18 protein-coding genes are annotated in these 18,163 nt (G+C 76.1%); 9 read left to right on the forward strand and 9 right to left on the reverse strand.

Annotated elements, in window-relative coordinates; all coding sequences use genetic code 11:
• The first annotated feature begins 33 nt into the window (after positions 1-33).
• Entirely contained in the window at positions 34-774 is a 741-nt protein-coding gene (locus IN07_RS00575) for a GntR family transcriptional regulator (RefSeq protein ID WP_036332525.1), read from the forward strand.
• 11 nt (positions 775-785) lie between these two features.
• Here IN07_RS00575 and IN07_RS00580 read toward each other — a convergent pair whose 3' ends face one another.
• Entirely contained in the window at positions 786-1,901 is a 1,116-nt protein-coding gene (locus IN07_RS00580; protein WP_036332527.1) for a GAF domain-containing protein, read from the reverse strand.
• A gap of 105 nt (positions 1,902-2,006) precedes the next feature.
• Here IN07_RS00580 and IN07_RS26115 point away from each other — a divergent pair, with 105 nt between their 5' ends.
• Positions 2,007-2,675, forward strand: a complete 669-nt coding sequence (locus IN07_RS26115; protein WP_052090436.1) for an EAL domain-containing protein — start codon at positions 2,007-2,009, stop codon at positions 2,673-2,675.
• Positions 2,676-2,677: 2 nt separating this feature from the next.
• Entirely contained in the window at positions 2,678-3,886 is a 1,209-nt protein-coding gene (locus IN07_RS26120) for a PAS domain-containing protein (protein ID WP_052090437.1), read from the forward strand.
• On the opposite strand, the gene IN07_RS00590 is transcribed toward IN07_RS26120, so the two are convergent.
• The 4 genes from IN07_RS00590 to IN07_RS00605 all read right to left on the reverse strand — a co-directional run bounded on the left by IN07_RS00590 (position 3,847) and on the right by IN07_RS00605 (position 7,374).
• On the reverse strand, positions 3,847-4,485 hold the full coding sequence (locus IN07_RS00590) for an MBL fold metallo-hydrolase (protein ID WP_036332560.1): 639 nt from the start codon (positions 4,483-4,485) through the stop codon (positions 3,847-3,849). The genes IN07_RS26120 and IN07_RS00590 overlap by 40 nt on opposite strands.
• Before the next feature lie 408 nt (positions 4,486-4,893).
• Positions 4,894-5,694, reverse strand: a complete 801-nt coding sequence (locus IN07_RS00595; protein ID WP_036332529.1) for an enoyl-CoA hydratase-related protein — start codon at positions 5,692-5,694, stop codon at positions 4,894-4,896.
• 10 nt (positions 5,695-5,704) lie between these two features.
• The gene (locus tag IN07_RS00600; protein ID WP_036332531.1) at positions 5,705-6,604 is read right to left on the reverse strand and encodes a 3-hydroxyacyl-CoA dehydrogenase family protein; all 900 of its coding nucleotides are present in this window, start codon (positions 6,602-6,604) and stop codon (positions 5,705-5,707) included.
• A gap of 386 nt (positions 6,605-6,990) precedes the next feature.
• Positions 6,991-7,374, reverse strand: a complete 384-nt coding sequence (locus IN07_RS00605) for a hypothetical protein (RefSeq protein ID WP_156118980.1) — start codon at positions 7,372-7,374, stop codon at positions 6,991-6,993.
• 202 nt (positions 7,375-7,576) lie between these two features.
• Here IN07_RS00605 and IN07_RS00610 point away from each other — a divergent pair, with 202 nt between their 5' ends.
• From IN07_RS00610 to IN07_RS00620, 3 genes are all read left to right on the forward strand, one after another.
• Positions 7,577-8,680 carry a glycerate kinase family protein gene (locus tag IN07_RS00610; RefSeq protein ID WP_036332535.1) on the forward strand — a complete coding sequence of 368 codons (1,104 nt, stop codon included), beginning with the start codon at positions 7,577-7,579 and terminating at the stop codon, positions 8,678-8,680.
• Positions 8,681-8,828: 148 nt separating this feature from the next.
• The gene (locus IN07_RS00615) at positions 8,829-10,526 is read left to right on the forward strand and encodes a protein kinase domain-containing protein (protein ID WP_036332537.1); all 1,698 of its coding nucleotides are present in this window, start codon (positions 8,829-8,831) and stop codon (positions 10,524-10,526) included.
• Positions 10,527-10,684: 158 nt separating this feature from the next.
• Positions 10,685-12,451 carry a SpoIIE family protein phosphatase gene (locus IN07_RS00620; protein ID WP_197058295.1) on the forward strand — a complete coding sequence of 589 codons (1,767 nt, stop codon included), beginning with the start codon at positions 10,685-10,687 and terminating at the stop codon, positions 12,449-12,451.
• Between the two features lie 9 nt (positions 12,452-12,460).
• Here IN07_RS00620 and IN07_RS00625 read toward each other — a convergent pair whose 3' ends face one another.
• Both IN07_RS00625 and IN07_RS00630 read right to left on the reverse strand, forming a co-directional pair.
• A complete protein-coding gene (locus IN07_RS00625) occupies positions 12,461-12,796 on the reverse strand; it encodes a hypothetical protein (protein ID WP_036332539.1) in 336 nt (111 codons plus the stop codon).
• On the reverse strand, positions 12,793-13,638 hold the full coding sequence (locus tag IN07_RS00630; protein ID WP_036332541.1) for a hypothetical protein: 846 nt from the start codon (positions 13,636-13,638) through the stop codon (positions 12,793-12,795). Before IN07_RS00630 ends, IN07_RS00625 begins: the two co-directional genes overlap by 4 nt.
• A 150-nt stretch (positions 13,639-13,788) precedes the next feature.
• On the opposite strand from IN07_RS00630, the gene IN07_RS00635 reads away from it, so the two are divergent.
• Positions 13,789-15,072 (forward strand): competence/damage-inducible protein A, encoded by a 1,284-nt coding sequence (locus IN07_RS00635; protein ID WP_036332543.1) that lies wholly within the window; start codon positions 13,789-13,791, stop codon positions 15,070-15,072.
• 7 nt (positions 15,073-15,079) lie between these two features.
• Here IN07_RS00635 and IN07_RS00640 read toward each other — a convergent pair whose 3' ends face one another.
• On the reverse strand, positions 15,080-15,619 hold the full coding sequence (locus IN07_RS00640; protein WP_036332563.1) for a GNAT family N-acetyltransferase: 540 nt from the start codon (positions 15,617-15,619) through the stop codon (positions 15,080-15,082).
• 190 nt (positions 15,620-15,809) lie between these two features.
• Here IN07_RS00640 and IN07_RS00645 point away from each other — a divergent pair, with 190 nt between their 5' ends.
• Positions 15,810-16,205 carry an SRPBCC family protein gene (locus IN07_RS00645; protein ID WP_036332545.1) on the forward strand — a complete coding sequence of 132 codons (396 nt, stop codon included), beginning with the start codon at positions 15,810-15,812 and terminating at the stop codon, positions 16,203-16,205.
• A gap of 178 nt (positions 16,206-16,383) precedes the next feature.
• Positions 16,384-17,082, forward strand: coding sequence for an NYN domain-containing protein (locus tag IN07_RS00650; protein WP_036332547.1), 699 nt, complete (start codon positions 16,384-16,386; stop codon positions 17,080-17,082).
• A gap of 10 nt (positions 17,083-17,092) precedes the next feature.
• On the opposite strand, the gene IN07_RS00655 is transcribed toward IN07_RS00650, so the two are convergent.
• A complete protein-coding gene (locus IN07_RS00655) occupies positions 17,093-17,938 on the reverse strand; it encodes a hypothetical protein (RefSeq protein ID WP_052090439.1) in 846 nt (281 codons plus the stop codon).
• Positions 17,939-18,163: the final 225 nt, after the last annotated feature.

Consider the following 18,163-nt stretch of genomic DNA (forward strand, 5'->3'; position numbering starts at 1 on the left):
CTAGACGTCTCATGGTGCAGTACCTTTCTGGGCGTGGCGAGTTCGGAGGCGGGGCCCAAGTACCTCGCCGTGCGCGAGGCGTTGCGGCGACGCGCGTCCGCGCTGCCGGAACACACCCTCCTCCCTCCCGAACCGGTGTTGTGCGCCGAGTACGGCGTCAGCCGGATCACCTTGCGCCGGGCGGTCGACGGGCTCGTCGCCGACGGACACCTGATCCGCGAGCAGGGTCGCGGCACCTTCGTCAGCCGGCCCGGCATCCGGCACGAGTACCGCGAGAGCTTCGTGCACCGGATCGCCGGCTTCCACTCGGTGATGACCGAGCAGGGCGCCCAGGTGGGCACCTCGGTGCTCACCCAGCGCGTCGTCCCGGCCGCTCCGCCGATCGCCACCGAGCTGGGGGTGGGCACCGCCGACGACGTCGTGGAGCTGGTCCGGCTGCGCAGCGTCGACGGGCTCCCCAACCACGTCGTCCGCAGCTTCCTGCCGGCCACCCGCTACCCGAAGGCGGCCACCGAGGACTTCAGCCACGGCTCGCTCTACGAGTTCCTGCGCCGGGAGTACTCCGCCGATCTGGCGCACGCCCGGATCTTCGTCGACGTCGGGACGGCGGCCGCGGACGAGGCCGACGTGCTGCAGGTGACCGCGGGCTCGCCGCTGCTCGTCGTGCGCACCACCGTCCGGGACACGTCGGGGCACCCGCTGGTGCACTCGTTCAGCCGGCTGCGGCCCGACGTGAGCCAGGTCGAGTTCGAGGTGTCCGTCGGCGGTCGCTGAGCCGGGCCGGGTCAGGCCTGGGCCGGCCCCGGCGGCAGCTCGGCCAGCCGCAGCCGCTGGTCGCGCAGCAGCACCCGGTCCAGTGCGTGGCCGACCGGCCGGGCCAGGTCGGTGACGACGGCCCGCACCGGTGCGTCCAGCCTGCGGGGCTGTCGCCAGCCGACCAGCAGCGCTGCGTCGGAGTGGTGCTGACCGAGCGGCAGGTGGACGGCGAGGACCGGACCCGCACCGGGCAGCTCGAGCAGCCCCGGGAAGGCCCCGGCCTCCTCCGGGGTCGCGACCGCCACGAGGTGCCGTTCGCGCATCGCCGCCGCCAGTGGGTGGGCGTCGTCCACCCGTAGGCACGCGACGGGGCCGGTGCCCCGCGGTGCCCTGGACGCCGTCGACCAGACCTGCAGTTCCGGGGCACCGACCTCGGCCACCCCGAGCAGCACGGTCGTGGCGCCGAGCGGGGACCGGACCAGCCGGTCCACCGTGTGCAACAGCTCGGGGAGCGTCTCCGCCGGCAGCAGCGCGGTGCTGAGCCGGGCGACCACCCGGGCCCGGTCGGCATCGGCCTCGGCCAGCACGAACGCGGCGCGCGCCGCCTCGGCGGCGCTCTGGGCGGCGCTGTCGTCCCGGACGGCGACCGCGTGCGCCTCCTGCTCGGCCAGCTCGATCACCCGGAACCGCAGCTGCCGGGAGCTGTCGTCGGCCATCCGGTGCAGCGCCGCGAGCTCGGGCTCGGTCCAGTCCCGGGGGCTGGTGTCGATGACGCACAGCACGCCGATGGGCTGCCCGTGCACGCCCCACAGCGGCATCCCGGCGTAGGCGACGGCGTCCAGCTCCTGGACGGAGGGGCCGGTGGCGAACTCGGCGTGCTCCCGGGCGTCGCGCAGCGCGAGCGGGCTGCCGCTGGTGGCCACCCACTTGCTCATCGAGTGGCTCAACGGCATCGAACGGCGGCTGGCCCACGGCTCGGGCAGCCCGAAGGCGCCCGGGAAGACCTGCCCGGCCTTGCTGACCAGGACCACCAGTGCGCGGGGGGCGCGCAGCGCCTCGGCCGCCGACCGGGCGAGCCGGTCGAAGGTCGCGTCGGCCCGGGCCGGCAGGACGGCCCAGGTCGGCAGTTGGTACGCAGCGCTCACCGCGCCCCCTCTCGCCTGCGGCCTGTCCGGTGACGCCCACCGGTGTGCTCACCCGTCCGGAGCACGACGATGCTGTCAGACTCCAGGGGTCGATGCCCGGCTCCGATGGGGGACGACGTGGCGCAGTTCGGGGAGCAGCGGACGACCGACATCCGTGCGGTGATCGCGGACCGTGCGGTCCGGAGCGTGTTCCAGCCGATCGTCGAGCTGGACAGCGGACGGGTGGTCGCCTACGAGGCGCTCGCCCGCGGCCCGGAGGGCCCGTTCGAGGCGCCGGACGCGCTGTTCGCCGCCGCGCGCGACGCGGGCTGCCTCACCGAGCTGGACCAGGCGTGCCGGGCCGCCGCACTGCGCGGCGCGGTGGCGCAGGGGTTGCTGGCTCCCTCGACCGTCTTCGTCAACGTCGAGCCCGAGGTCCTCGACGACGCCCCCGTGGCGGCGCTGTTCGACCCGGAGCTGCCCGTGCCCGGGGACCTGCGGGTGGTCCTGGAGATCACCGAGCGCGCGCTGGCCGCCCGGCCGGCGGAACTGTTGCGGACCGTCGAGCGGGTGCGGGAGTTCGGCTGGGCGATCGCCCTGGACGACGTCGGTGCCGAGTCCCTCTCGCTGGCCTTCATGCCGTTGCTGCGGCCCGACGTCGTCAAGCTCGACCTGCGCCTGGTGCAGGAACGTCCGGGCCCGGCCATCGCGGAGATCATGAACGCGGTCAACGCCTACGCCGAGTCGACCGGGGCGCTCGTGCTCGCCGAGGGCATCGAGAAGGCACGCACCTGACCATGGCGCGGGCGCTGGGGGCGACGCTGGGGCAGGGCTGGCTGTTCGGTCGCCCGGGGCCCGGTGCCGCCTCGGGTGCTCGACCGGGCACGCTCCGGCTGCCCGCCGTCCAGCCCGCCGACCCACGCGGCGAGCTGGTGTCCCCGTTCGCCTGCCTGCCGGCGCGCGTACCGGTCCGGGAGGCGCCCAAGGCGCTGTTGATCGAGCTCAGCAAGCAACTGGAACGGCAGGCCCTGCGACTGGGGGAGACCTGCGTGGTCGCCTCGACGTTCCAGGAGGCGCGGCACGTGACGCCGGCGACCCGGCTCCGCTACCGGGACCTGGTCGAGCGGGTCGGGTTCGTCGCCGCCCTGGGCGAGGACCTGCCGGTGGAGCCGATGCCCGGCCTCCGCGGCGCGGACCTGGCGGCCGGTGACCCGGTGCGCGGCGAGTGGGACGTCGTGGTGCTCAGCCCGCACTTCAGCGCCGCGCTGCTGGCCCGCGACCTCGGGGACGACGGCCCGGACATGGCGCGCCGGTTCGCCTTCGCCCTCACCTACGAGCGTGACACGGTGGTGCGGGCCGCCCGGGCGCTGCTCTCCCGGGTGGCGCCGAACACCCTGCGGCGTGCGTCCACGGAGGACGGCGAGGTGCCAGCGGTCCCGGCCGGCGTGGTCTCGCTGCTCACCGGGCGCTCCGCCGGCGATCCGGGGGAGGCGCTTCTGCACCGGGCGCTGGCCGCGGTCGGCACCGGCGTCACGATCGTGGACCTGCGGCTGCCCGACCAGCCGCTGGTCTACGTCAACCCCGCGTTCGAGCGGCTGGCCGGCCAGCCCGCCGCCGAGCTGCTGGGCCGCAACTGCCGCTTCCTGCAGGACCCCGACACCGACCCGGCCGCCGTGGGCCGCATGCGCGCGGCGATCGCGGCCGGTGCCGAGTGCCGGGAGGTCCTGCTCAACCGGCGGGCCGACGGCAGCACCTGGTGGAACGAGTGCACGCTGACCCCGGTGACGGACGAGACCGGCGCCGTCGTCCAGTACATCGGGATCCAGACCGATGTCACCGACCAGGTGGAGACCGAGCGCGCGCTGCTCACCGAGCGGGACCGGGTGCGGCGCTACGCGGCCCGGATCGCCGAGCTGGACCCGCGGGTCGGGGTGCCGCTGTCCCTCGCACCGCCGGCCGACGGGCCTCAGGCCTCGACGGACTCCCCGGGGGCCAGGCGCGCGTAGGGCACCGGCTGGCCGGGGCCACGCTCACCGAGCAACCCGGCCACGAGACCGAGGCCGGTGTCGTTGAGCAGGCCGTCGTGCACGGCCAGCGCCCGCTCGGCGCGCACCTCGCGCAGGTAGTCGATCAGCTCGCCGGTCTTGGACCACGGGGCGTGCGCCGGCAGCAGGAGCGTGGGGACGGCGGCCTGCGGCACGGTGAGCGCGTCGCCGGGGTGGAAGACCCGCTCCTCGACGAGGAACCCGACGTTGCGGACCCGTGGGAGGTCCGGGTGGATCACGGCGTGCCACTCCCCGTGCACGGTGACCCCGAACCCCGCGGCGGTGAACGCGTCGCCGGCACCGACCACGTGCACCCGCGGGCCCGCGCCGGCCAGCTGCTCGGCCACCGCCGAGTTCGTCCACACCTCCAGCGCCGGGTCGGCGTCCAGCGCCGCGCGGACCCGGTCGGGCAGGAAGTGGTCGGGGTGCTGGTGGGTGACCAGCAGGGCCGAGGCGCCGTGCCAGGCGTCGTCGGCGGTGAACGCACCCGGGTCGACGACCAGCCGTCGGTCGCCGTCGGACAGGACCACACAGGCGTGTCCGTGCTTGGTCAGCTGCACCAGGGTCTCCTCGCAGGCGGTGGGACGTCGCCGTGCACGCTGCCACGCCGGGTCCACACCTGGGCACCGGGCCGGGTCATCCGATGGGGTGAGCCGGCGGCGGAGCCCCTGCACCGGCAGGCCGGTGCTGCCGACGACCCAGGGGTGACCACGCAGACGCTGACGTTCGCCGCCGCCCGCAGCCGTGCGCACGGGCCGGCCGCCGCGCTCTGGCACGCCGTGGAGGTGCACCGGGCCCCCGCCGACCTGGACGGCGCCTGCGAGCTCACCGTCTGCGGCACCCTGGCCCGGGTGACCACCGAGGCGCACTGGCCGGTGTCCGGCGTCGACGTCTGCTCAGCCTGCACCGCCGCCAGCCAGCGGTCCCACGTGGAACCCGGGCCCCTCCAGGGAGGGGGCCTCGATCCATCAGCGGCCGGTGAAGACCGCCGGTCGCTTGCCCAGGAACGCCTCGACGGCCTCGCGGTGGTCGGCGGTCGCCCCGAGGTCGGTCTGCAGGCTGGCCTCCAGCGCCAGGGTGTCCTCGAGGCTGTCGGTGGCCGCCGTCGCCAGCACCGTCTTGACCGCCCGGTAGGCCCGGGTCGGCCCGGCAGCGAGCCGGGTGGCGAGCGCGGTCGCCTCGGCGAGCACGTCCGCGGCCGGGACGACGCGGTGCACTAGCCCCCACTCGGCGGCGGTCTCGGCGAGGAACGGCTCGGGGAGCAGCAGCAGCTCCGTGGCACGGGACCCGCCGACGCAGTGCACCAGCCGCGAGGCCAGCGCGGAGTCGCTGGACAGCCCGATGCCGGTGAACGCGGTGGTGAACTTGGCGCCGGCGGCCGCGACCCGCAGGTCGCCGGCGAGCGCGATGCCCAGGCCCGCTCCGGCGCAGGCGCCGTTGACCCCCACGACGAGGGGGACGCGCAGTGCCGCCAGGGCCAGCATCAGCGGGTTGTACTCGGCTTCGACCACCGACAGCGACGGCCCGGCGTCCGGACGCTCGGAGCGGAGCTCCTCGACGTGCTCGGCGAGGTCCTGGCCGACGCAGAAGGCCCGACCGCTGCCGGTGAGCAGCACGGCGCGCACCGATTCGTCCGCGGCCACGTCCCGCACGTGCGCGAGCAGCTCGGTGCGCAGCCGGTGGGACAGCGCCGGTCGCTGCAGGGTCAGCGTGGCGACGCCGTCGGCGTCGGCGCGGGTGACGGTGGGCTCGGAGCCGGGTGTGGACATCGTCGTCCTCTCAGTCCTCTGCGTAGTCGTGGAAGCCGCGACCGGTCTTGCGGCCCAGCTCTCCGGCGGCCACCTTGTCACGCAGCAACTGGGGTGGGGTGAAGCGCTCGCCCAGGGTGCCGGCGAGGTACTCGGCGATCGCGAGGCGCACGTCCAGACCGACGAGGTCGGTCGAGCGCAGCGGGCCCATCGGGTGCCGGTAGCCCAGCTCCATCGCCGCGTCGATCGCCTCGGCGTCGGCGACACCCTCCTCCAGCATCCGGATCGCCTCCAGACCGAGCAGCACGCCCAGCCGGGACGACGCGAAGCCGGGGGAGTCGCGGACGACCACGTCGGTCTTGCCCAGCGCCCGCACCCAGTCGCGGGAGGCCGCGACGACGTCCTCGGCGGTCTCCGGCGCGACGACCACCTCGACCAGCTTCGAGGCCGGCACCGGGTTGAAGAAGTGCAGGCCCAGGAAGCGCGCCGGCCGCTGCAGCGCTGCGGCCAGCTCGGTGACCGAGAGCGAGGAGGTGTTGGTCGCCAGGACGGCGTCCGGCCCCAGCACCGCCTCCGCGGCGGTGAGCACGGCGACCTTGAGATCGGCGCGCTCGGGCACCGCCTCCACCACCAGGCCGGCGTCCTCGGTCAGCTCGGCGGGTGAGTCGACCAGGGTCAGCCGGTCGAGGACCTCGGCGACCTCAGCGGTCAGCTTGCCGCGCCGGGCGGCCTCCTCGAGGCCGGCCGACACCCGGCCGCGGGCGGCCTCGGCTGCCTCGTCACCGGCCTCGACCACCTCGACCCGTGCCCCGGCGACCAGGAACGCCTGGGCGATCCCGGCGCCCATCCGACCGCCGCCGATCACCCCGACCTGCTCCGGCAGTGCGGTGCTGGTCCGTTCGCTGGTCGACGGCGTGTCCTGGGGGTGCATCGACAGCTCCTCTGCTGACGGCGTTCCGGGCGCGGCCCATTCTGCTGGTACGGCAGTTCCCGCGCCGCGAGCCGGGGCACCGCGCGGCAGCAGGCCGAGTCGACCCCGTCGACCCGGCGGCGCGCCCGCGGACCTCCTACGTCCTCCCGAGTCCCCCGACCGGATTCAGGCGCGGCTGACCGTGTGGTGACCGGTGCGCTAGTGCTCTGGTTGCACTGGTGCACCAGAGCACTAGCCACGCAGGTCGACCTGTCCGGCACGGCGCCGACGCCGACGCCGACGACGCCTGCGCGAGGTCGGGTCGGCTCGGGTCAGGCCGAGTCGGGTCAGGCCGGGTCAGGCCGGGTCAGGCCGGGTCAGGCCGGGTCAGGCCGGGTCAGACTGGGTCAGGCCGGGCGGGCCAGGGCCTGGTGCGCGTCCCGGCGGGCCAGCACGTCCAGCAGCGCGGTGATGTCGCTGATCGTCCCGGCCGAGCCCGGCCCCAGGGGCAGTGCGGCCCACATCTGCTCCAGGTAGCCCCGGCTGACCGGTCGGCCGGTGGGCAGCAGCCCGGTCAGCCGATCCCGGGCGACGGCGGAGGCGACGGCCGGCACCAGCTCGCGACCGTCGGCCCGCTCGCCGTCCGCGGTCAGCTGCACGCCGGTCGCCTCGGCGAGCAGCGCGCGGTCCTCGGCGGTGAGGGCGGCGAGGGCGTTCCGCCGCCAGCGCGCCGGTGCGGCGCTCACGGTGAGGGGTCGCAGTGCCCGGGCGGGGGTGGCGGACGTGGACATGGCACCGATCATCGGACCTGCACTCCTGGTCGTGGACTTGCGCGAGCGGCCGTCGCGGTCCTCCTCGGCAGTTCCCGGGCCGATCGGTACCGGCTGGCGGCACGTTCCTCGCCGGCCCGACCCACCCGGCTTGCCGCCCGCCCCCGGCACCGGCGAGGCTGCCGGTCATGTGGTGCGGCGACGACGGCGACGGTGACCGAGGGTGACCCGGGTGGTGATCGCCCCCGACTCGTTCAAGGGCACGCTCGGTGCGGCGGCGGCCGCGGAGGCGCTGGCCGCCGGCTGGCGCCGGGTACGGCCGGACGACGAACTGGTCGCCGTCCCCCTCGCCGACGGCGGTGAGGGCACGCTCGAGGCGCTCGGGCACGACCTGCCGGCCGCCTGCTGGCGCAGTGCGCCGGTGACCGGGCCGGACGGGCGCCCGGTGGACGCCGCCTGGCTGCTGCTCCCCGACGGGACGGCGGTGGTGGAGATGGCCCGGGCGGCCGGGTTGCCGCTGCTCGAGCAGCCCGACCCGCTGGGCGCCACCACCCGGGGGCTGGGGCAGCTGCTGGCAGCCGTGCTCGCCGACCCGGCCGTGCACCGGGTGATGCTCACCCTGGGCGGCTCCGCCACCACCGACGGCGGCACCGGTGCGCTGGCTGCGCTGGGTGCCCGCTTCCTGGACGCCGACGGGGCGCCGTTGCCCCCCGGCGGCGGCGCCCTGTCCCGGCTCGCCCGGGTCGACCTGGCCGGGCTGGTCCCGCCGCCGGCCGGGGGCGTGCAGTGCCTGGTCGACGTCACCGCACCGCTGCTCGGGCCGCTGGGCGCCGCCGGCCAGTTCGGGCCCCAGAAGGGCGCGGACCCCACGCAGGTGTCCGAGCTCGACGCGGCGCTGGCCCGGCTGGCCGACCTGCTCGGGGGCGACCGGGAGGCGCCGGGGGCCGGGGCGGCCGGCGGCACCGCCTACGGCTTCGCGGCCTGCTGGGGGGCGGAGTTCGTCAGCGGCGCGCAGGCGGTGGCCGCCGCCGCGGGTCTGGACGAGGCCCTGCGGGGGGCGGCTCTCGTGGTGACCGGCGAGGGGCAGTTCGATGCCCAGTCGCTGCGGGGCAAGGTGGTGGGCGACCTGGTCGAGCGGGCACGCGGTGCGGCGGTGCCGGTGGCGGTGGTCGCCGGCCGCGTCGTGGCGGCAGACGAGCTGCCGGTGGCCCGTGCGCTCTCGCTCACCGAGCTGGCCGGTTCGGTCGAGGGCGCCATGGCCGACCCGGCCCACTGGCTGGCTGCCGCAGGGGAGCGTCTCGCGCGGGAACGGTCCGTCTCGACCTGACGTTGCTCACCTCGGCCGACGAGCCGGTCGCCGGCATGTGTAGGAACGCTCCGGCGGGGCATCCACCCCTTCGGTGCGTCCAGCCCGCCAGCGCCGGCCGGCTGGGGTTCGCACGTGATGACGACGCAGGACGAGGGGACGGCGCACGGTGGTGGAGCCCACGAGGAGGAGCCTCGGGAACCGCTACGAGTTGGCGACCCTGCTGGCCTCCGGCGGCATGGGCCAGGTGTGGCGCGCGCACGACCAGCTGCTCGACCGGACCGTCGCGGTCAAGGTGCTGCGCAGCGAGTACACCGGTGACGAGCTGTTCCTGGCCCGCTTCCGCGCCGAGGCGCACCACGCGGCCGCGCTGAGCCACCCGAACATCGCCGCCGTCTACGACTACGGCGAGGAGTCGGCGGTCGACGGCTCCGGCGAGCACCTGGCCTACCTGGTCATGGAGCTGGTCGAGGGCCAGTCGCTGTCGACCGTGCTGGCCCGCGAGGAGCGCCTGTCGCCGGACCGGACGCTCGACGTGCTCCGGCAGACCGCCTCCGCGTTGGCGGCCGCCCACGCTGCCGGGGTGGTGCACCGGGACGTCAAGCCGGGGAACGTGCTGGTCCGGTGGGACGGCACCGTCAAGATCACCGACTTCGGCATCGCCTGGTCGGCCGGGAGCGTGCCGCTCACCCAGACCGGCCAGGTGGTCGGCACCGCGTCCTACCTCTCCCCGGAGCAGGCCGCGGGTGCCCACGCCACGGCGGCCAGCGACGTCTACGCCCTGGGCATGGTCGGCTACGAGTGCCTGACCGGCGCGCGCGCCTTCGACGGTGACAACTCGGTGACCATCGCGTTGCGCCACCTGCGCGACCAGCCCGCCCCGCTCCCCGCGGAGCTGCCCGAGGGCGTGCGACGGCTGGTCGAGCGCGCCATCGTCAAGGACCCTGCCCAGCGCTACCCCGACGGCGAAGCCGTCGTCGCGGCGATCGACGAGGTGCTCGCCGGGCGACAGCTGCCGGCGGTGCAGCGCACCGACACCCAGAGCTTCTGGCTGCTGCCGGACGCGGCTGCGCTGGCCGGGGCGTCGTCGGCCACCGAGGGCTCCACCCGCCGTCCCGCTCCGCAGGGCGGCCTGGGCCGGCTGCTGGTCCCGCTCGTCGCGCTGCTGGTGGGGGCCGGCATGGCGGCCGTCGTGCTCCAGGCCTTCGCCCCGACCGGGACGACGCCGATCGCGGCCGCCGTGGAGGTCCCCGGGGAGGTGGTGGCCTCCCCGGCCACCGTGGTCCTGGACGCCGCTGACTACCTGGGCCGCCCGGTCGACGCCGTCCGTGCCCAGCTGGAGGCCCTCGACCTGGTCGTCGAGGCGCAGCCCACGGAGACCGACTCCGCCGACCCCGGCACGGTCGTCGACGTGGCGCCGCTGGCGACGGAGCTCCGCGCGGGTGAGACGGTCCTGGTCAGCTACGCCGTCGCCCCCAGCGACACCCCGGCGCCGGTCCGGCCGAGCCGGGAGCGGACGGTCGACACCGTGGTCCAGCAGCCGGCTCCCGCCCCGGCGACCACCGCCGCCCCCGAGCCGACCCAGGCCCCGACCCCGACGCCCACCGCGACGACCGGCGAGACGGTCGAGGAGGGACCGGCCGAGGGAGGTGAGTCGGCAGAGGGCGGCGAGACCGAGGTGCCCGGCACCCAGGAGCCGGCCGAGGACGAGACGGACGACGGCGCGACCACCCCCGACCCGGAGACGTCCGCCCCGCCCACCGGCAACGGGAACGGCAACGGCGCGGGGAACGGCAACGGGAACGGCAACGGGAACGGCAACGGCGCGGGGAACGGCAACGGGAACGGCAAGCCCAGCAAGGACTGAGCGAGGCGCCCCCCGGCGAGGTCCCGCGCCGGTATGTTGCCCGCCACAGGCCCGGTCCGACGAGGCAGTGGCCATGGGGGGCATCCAGGGTCATGAGCGCGGGGGCGAACAGGTCGGACCACCCGATCGGCAACGGGGGTCCTGGCGCGCACCTGGCGGTGTCGTCCCCTGATCACGCGGCGCTCTTCGCCGCGATGCCCACCCCCTACCTGGTGCTGACGCCGCAGCTGGTCATCGTCGACGCCAACCCGGCCTACCTGGCCAACACCGGTCGGACCCTGGCCGAGTTGGTCGGGCGGCCGGTCTTCGAGGCGTTCCCCGGCAACCCCGACTCGACCGCCCCCGACGCCAGTGGCAGCCGCATCCGGGCGTCCCTGGAGCGGGCCCGGGACACCTGCCGCCCGCAGACCCTGCCCGTCCAGGAGTTCGACATCCCCGACGGCTCCGGTGGCTTCACCAAGCGGTTCTGGAGCCTGATCAGCGTCCCGGTGCCGGACGACGAGGGGCGTTGCCGGCACCTGCTCCAGCGGGTCGAGGACATCACCGACTACGTGCGCCAGCAGGCCATGTCCGACCACCCCAGCGGCCGGGGGCAGCGCTGGCACCGCCGGGTGCTGGAGGTGGAGAGCGACCTCTTCGCCCGCGGCGCCGAGCTCCGCGCCGCCCGGCAGGCCGAGGCGGACACCGCGCGCCGACTCGCCGCCCTCTCCGGCGTGGCGTTGGCCCTGGGGCGGGCGGAGACCCTCGACGACCTCGCCCGGGTGGTCAACGAGCGCGGCCTGGTCGTGCTGGGCGCCCACGGCGGCGTGCTCGGGGTCTGCGACGGCGAGGGCCGGTTGCGGCTGGTGCTCACCGACGGCATCGCCCCGGTCGGCGTCGGCCCGGAGACGGTGCTGCCCTTGGACGGGCCCTACCCCAGCTGCGTGGCGGCCCGCACGGGGGCGCGGGTGGTCCTGCCCGACCGCGCGGCCACCGAGGCGTTCTCGCCCGAGCTGGCCCGGCTGTCCGCGGCGACCGGCGTCCAGGCCTGGGCCGCGGTGCCGTTGGAGAGCGGTTCCCGGCGGATCGGGTCGCTGAGCGTGGGCTGGATGCACCCCCCGGCACTGGCGCAGAGCGACCTCGAGCTGCTGCACGCGCTGGCCGCCCAGTCCGCGCTGGCGCTGGAGCGGATCCGGGCCCGGGCGGACGAGCGGGCCCAGCACGCCGTGGTCGAGGGCATGGCGGAGGCGCTGCAGCGCAGCCTGCTCACCGAGCCGCCCGAGGCCGACGACCTGCAGGTCGCCGTCCGGTACCTGCCGGCGGCGTCGCTGGCCCAGGTGGGCGGGGACTGGTACGACGCCTTCCTGCTGGGCGACGGCCGGCTCGCCCTGGTGATCGGGGACGTCACCGGGCACGACCGGCACGCGGCGGCGGCGATGGCGCAGGTCCGCAACGTGCTCCGGGGCGTCGCGCACAGCCGGCGCGGCGCCCCCGGTGCGGTGCTCAGCGCGCTGGACCGGGCGCTGCAGGACCTGCAGGTGGCCACCCTCGCCACCGGCGTCCTGGCCACGGTCGAGGAGGTGGGCACCGGCGACCGGCTGCTGCGCTGGAGCAACGCGGGGCACCCACCGCCGCTGCTGCTCGAGCCCGACGGCACGGTCACCGTGCTCGAGCGTGAGCCGGACCTGCTGCTGGGCGTCGACCCGTCCGTCCTGCGCAGCGACCACACCCAGCTGCTCGTGCCCGGTTCGACGGTCGTCCTCTACACCGACGGGCTGGTGGAGCGCCGGGGCGCCGTGCTGGACGACGGCACGGCCTGGCTGGCCCAGGCGCTCGCCCAGTGGGCGCACCTCCCGCTGGAGGAGCTGTGCGATCGGCTGCTCGCGGAGCTCGACGGCTCCGTGGACGACGACGTCGCGGTGCTGGCGGTGCGGGTGCGCGGGTAGTGCCCGTGCTCAGCCCGCCGTGCCCCCGGCCCACCGGGACGGGACCAGGCGGTGCCCGGCGGCCCGGCAGCCGAGGACCAGGCAGGTCGCTGCGGCGGCCAGTGCGACCCGGCCGGACGACGCGTCGACCCCGCCGAGCAGCAGCCCGACGCCGGCGGCGGCGAGCGCGGCGGTGAGCCACTGGTCCTGCCGGCGGCGCAGCCCCACCACCGCCAGGGCCAGGGCAGCGAGGACGGCGACCCGCGCCGGGTGCCCGGCACCGGACAGCTGCCCGGCCCACGGCAACCCCAACGAGGCGAGGGCCAGCACCCCGGCGCCGAGGAACCAGCCGCGGCCCCGGGTCACTCGGGACGGCCCGGGGCCAGCACCACCGCGGCGCCCGTGGCGGCCAGGGCGGCGGTGAGCCAGAAGCCGCGGTCGCTGGCGACGAGCGGGAGGGCGATCAGCACCCAGAAGGCGGCGAGGGCGACCAGGCCACCGGCCCCGACCCGCCACGCCGTCCGGGCGGACTCCCGCCGCCCGGCCAGGGCGACGGCTGAGGGCACCAGCGCGACGAGGGCGGCGACGGTGGCGAACGCCGACCACGTGGGCACGACGTCCCACAGCGACTGGTTGACGAAGTCGAGGTTGAGCCCCAGTTCGAGCAGTGCGAGCCCGAGCACGCCGAGCAGGAGGGCCACCAGCTCCTTGCCGGGCCGGCCCGAGGAGCGGACGGCGGCGAGGCGGGAACGGACCGAGGACGACGAGGACCCGCCGTCCTGCGCGCCTGCTGACGGGGTGCCGGGTGCGGCGCCGGGGGTGGTGGCCGGGCCCGGGACCGGTGGCGGGGTGGCTGTGGACCCGGGGCCGACGTCGACCGCGCCGGTCCCGTGCACGGCGGTCGGCGGGTCGTAGGAGGGGTGGTACGGCGGGTGGCTGCCGTGCGCTCCGGCGTCCGGCTGCTCCGGCTCGACCGTCTGGCGCTGGCTGGGCGGCAGCAGGATCGACTGGGTGCGTGGATCGTCGGTCGTGCCGGTCACCGCGGGCTCGGTGGCCGGGTGCTCGGTGACGGCGTGCTCGGTGACGGGGTGCCCGGTGGTGGCGTGCTGGTCCCCGGCCGGCTCGTCGGCGGGGTGCCGGGTCGCGCCGGTCGGTGCCGGCCCCGGCTGTGGCTGTGGCTCGGGGATCGGCGGGTGCGGCTGGCTCACGTGTCCTCCTCGTGGGGTGCGCCGAGGCGCCGACGGCCTGGTCGGACCGGGCTGGACGGCGGGGCAGGGCGCTGGACACCGTAGCCGCGGAGGGCCACCGGGAGCCTGCCCCCGCGCCGTGGTCCGGCCGCCCCCCCTAGGGTCGGTCCCGTGGCAGCACGCGCGGGCATCGTCGTCACCGGCACCGAGGTGCTCACCGGCCGGGTGGCCGACCGCAACGGGCCGTGGCTGGCCGAGGCGCTGCGCGCCCGAGGCGTCGACGTCGGCTCGGTCGTCGTCGTCGGGGACCGGCCCGAGGACCTGCGGGCCGCCCTCGGCTTCCTGGCCGGCGCCGGCACCGACCTGGTGATCACCACCGGCGGGCTGGGGCCGACGGCCGACGACCTGACCGCCGCCCTGGTCGGTGACTTCCAGGGCCGGCCCTCGGCGCTGGACCCGGCCCTGGAGCAGCGGATCGCCGAGGCGGTCGCCCGGCTCAGCGCCCGCCGCGGCTGGCGGATGGACCCGGCGTCGACCGCGGCCGGGGTCGCCAAGCAGGCGCAGGTCCCGGCGGGCGCCACCGTGCTGGAGCCGGTCGGCACGGCGCCGGGCCTCGTCGTCCCGGTGGCCGACGGCCGGACCGGGCCCCCGGTGCTGGTGCTGCCCGGGCCGCCGTCGGAGCTGCAGGGCATGTGGCCGGCGGCGCTGGCGGCCGAGCCGGTGCGCCGGGCGCTGGCCGGGGCCACCGAGCTGCGCCAGTCGACGCTGCGGTTGTGGGGCACGCCGGAGTCGGAGCTGGCGGCCGCCCTGCGCCGGGTCGAGGACCAGCTGATCGGCCTGGAGGTCACCACCTGCCTGCGGGACGGCGAGCTGGAGATCGTGACCCGGTACGGCCCGGACGCCGAGCCGGCGCAGCAGCGGCTGGTGCAGGCGGTCACCGCCGACTTCGGCGACACGCTGTTCAGCGACGGACCCACGGTGGACGAGCTGGTCGCCGCTGCGCTGGACGAGCGTGGGTGGACGGTGGGCATCGGCGAGTCGTGCACCGGCGGGCTGCTCACCGCGCGGTTCACCGCGCCGCCGGGCTCGTCGCGCCGGGTGCTCGGCGGGGTGGCGGCCTACGCCGACGACGCCAAGACGCAGCTGCTCGACGTGCCGGCCGGCATGCTGGCCGCCGCGGGTGCGGTCAGCCCGGAGGTCGCCGCCGCGCTCGCCGAGGGCGCCCGGCGCCGGTTCGGCGCCGACGTCGGGGTGGGCGTCACCGGGATCGCGGGTCCGGGTGGCGGTACGGCGGAGAAGCCGGTCGGCACCGTCCACCTGGCCGCCGCCGGCCCGGACGGCGCGGCCGCCCGCTCGCTGACCCTGCTCGGGTCACGGGAGGCGGTGCGCCAGCGGACGACGACGCTGGCCCTGCACCTGCTGCGCCAGCTTCTGCTCGGCGGCCCCGCGGCCTGACGGCGGGTCAGGCCGGGTCGCCGTCCCGGCCCACCACCCGGCTGCGGCGCTCGAGGAACAGCACGTCGTGCCAGCTCGCCCGCCCGTCGACGACCCGGCGGCCGATCCGTTCACGACGGCCCACCACCCGGAACCCGAGCCGCTCGTGCAGCGCGAGGCTCGCCGTGTTGGCGGGGAACACCCCGGCCCGGATCGTCCAGATGCCGTCGGCCTCGGTCGAGTCGATCAGCCGCTGCAGCAGCATTCGCCCGATGCCCCGGCCGGCTGCGTGCGGTGCGACGTAGACCGAGTGGTCGACCACGCCGGCGTAGGCCGCCCGCGGCGACTCGCGGGTGCACGCCACCCAGCCGAGGACCGTGCCGCTGCCGTCGGTGGCCACGTGCCGGTGACCGGGCAGGCGGGAGGAGTCGAAGGCCGCCCAGGTCGGTGGCCCGGTCTCGAAGGTGGCGAGGCCGGTGGCGATGCCGGCGGCGTGGATGTCGCGGACGGCGGGCCAGTCGTCCGCCGTCATCGCGCGGAGGACCGGTGAGGGGGAGGGCCCGGGCACGCCGCCATCCTCGCGTCCGGCCCGGGCGGCGCCGAGCGGGGGTTCCACGTGGAACCTGACCTGCGCGGTGGGCGGGCGCGGGGCATGCTGGTCGGGCGCGGATGGACCGGCCTGGGTCACTCTCGGGGGCGGACCCCGGTCGTCAGCCCGCCCGGGTGTCAGTCGGCAGCTGGGCGGGCACCCGTCCGGGGTGACCACAGTGACCCTGCACGCCACCGGCCCGGTCGACCCCGGCGAGGTGTGGGACCGCTTCGTGCACCCCGCCCGCTGGCCGGAGTGGTCCCCGCAGATCAGCCGGGTGGAGGCCACCGCCCCCCGGATCGCCCAGGGCGTCACCGGCCGGGTGCACGACCCGCTGCGCACCTCCGTCCCGTTCGTCGTCGACGAGGTGTCCGACGCGGCGCGGTGGTGGAGCTGGCAGGTCACCGTCGGGCCGACCCGGCTGGGGCTGGCGCACTGGGTGAGCGCGGGCCCGGACGGCGGGACGACGACCGGCCTGCGGATCAGCGGCTTTGCGCCCCTGGTGTTCGGCTACGCCCCGCTGGCCCTGCTGGCGATCAAGCGGTTGGTGACCATCCCGACCTGAGCGTCCGGTGCGTCTCGTACGGTGCCGGGGTGAGCTGGTCGCGGTGCTGTCGTCGGTGCGTCGGAGCGGCCCGTTGACCGGCCGCCGTCGGCGTCGGGCGACGGCCCCGGGCGGCACGCCCACCGCGGTCGTGCGCCCACCGGTCCCGCCGGTGGACCCCGACCGGCAGACTGGGCCGATGACCGAGATCCTCGACGACGCGACCGGATCGGTGGACGGGCACGAGGGGTTCTCGTCCGAGGGGCCGCGCCCGTCGCTGGACCTGCTGGTGTGGGACGCACCGAACATCGACATGACCTTGGCGAACGTGATCGGCGCGCGCCCGACCGCGGCGTCCCGGCCGCGGTTCGACGCGATCGCCGCGTGGTTCGTCGAGGGCGCCGAGGAGCTCGGGGCGGTACAGCCGCCGGAGGTCGAGGCCTGCGTCTTCGCCAACGTGCCGCCGCAGCACGCCACCTCCCTGCAGCGCTGGGTGGAGGCGCTGCGCAGCTTCGGCTACGCCGTCTTCGCCCGGCCCAAGCTCCAGCCCGACGACGACATCGACCAGTCGATGCTCGACCACATCAGCGTGCGGGCGCACAGCCACCAGCTGCGCCGCCTGGTCGTCTTCTCCGGTGACGGCCGGAACTTCGCCGAGCCGCTCGAGGACCTGGCGCGCGCGGGCACCGAGGTGGTCGTCGTCGCGTTCAGCGAGGTCGCCGGCTACGCGATCAGCTCCGAGCTGCTGCAGTTCGTCGACATCGAGGACGTGCCCGGGGCGTTCGTCGAGCCGCTGGACCGCGTCCGGCTGGACGCCCTGCCGACGGACGGCGCCTGGCTGCGCCCGACCAAGAGCCTGCGGGACGCCGCCGGTCTCTTCGCCGCCCGCCGAGGCTGACGGAGGCCGGTCAGGCCGCGCGGGTGCCGCCGATCCCGGTGTCGTCGCCGAACTCCGAGACGCCCGGGGCCGTGGCGGTGGTGCGCGCAGCGTCATCGGGCCGACCTCGACCACCGCGGTCCGCAGCCTCGTCCAGCCGCGTGGCGGCGCTCTCGGCCGGTACGTCGACGACGCTCATCCGGGAGTTGGCGTAGGTGGTCACGGCGTAGAGGAAGACGACCACGCCGAGCATCTCGAGCACCTCTTCGGCCGTGGTGGCCAGGACGTACGGAGCGGACAGCATCCCGCGGTCGTCGGCCAGCCAGCTGCCCACCACCTCCATGCCGATGGCGCCGCCGACGTAGAGGGTCCCCGCCACGACGATGAGGAGCCCGATCCGTCCGGGGAGCCCGCGGAGGAAGCGGACGTACGCGGCGGCGAAGACGACCACCAGCGGGGCGGCCAGCACCCACCAGCCGAAGGTGAAGACCCCGCTCGTCTCCACGACCTTGCCCACCTGGTGGTTGGCGCGCTCGTGCAACCGCAGCAGCTCGTCGACCGAGAGGTAGCAGAACGCCGCGGCGAGGACCGTCCAGTGCCACCGCCAGCGGTCGCGGGTCCGGTGGGCCCACGCGGCCACTCCGGCCGCCGATGCAGCGGCCGCCAGCAGCAGGGCCGAGGAGAACCACGTCGGGAGGTTCGCCTCCCGGTTGACGCTGAGCAGGTCGAGCACCCCGGAGCGCATCCCCGCCGCCAGCTGGCCCGGCGTGTCGGCGCCGAGCACGACGAGGTTCAGCACGAGGCTGACGGCTCCCAGCAGGAGGCTCACCCCGGCCAGGACCACGAGCAGACGCCGCGGCCGGATGACGGTGAGCATGGTGGGTCCCTGCAGTCGACGCCCCGATCGCAGCGGCGACCCAGGTCCCCGAGCACAGTAGGTCGGTCGACGAACAGTTGACAACTGGGGGACTTCTGCGTGAACAGGAGGTGACCAACCGGTGCTGGGGCAGTAGCGGCGGACCGCACCGGCGTCCCGGTCGGTACGGCTAGGGCGTGTCTCCTAACCGCTGGCGGTTGGGGGCGGCAGGCTGGCAGCGTGTCT

Origin of the sequence: Modestobacter caceresii (genome assembly GCF_000761485.1) — a bacterium.
GTDB classification, from domain to species: domain Bacteria; phylum Actinomycetota; class Actinomycetes; order Mycobacteriales; family Geodermatophilaceae; genus Modestobacter; species Modestobacter caceresii.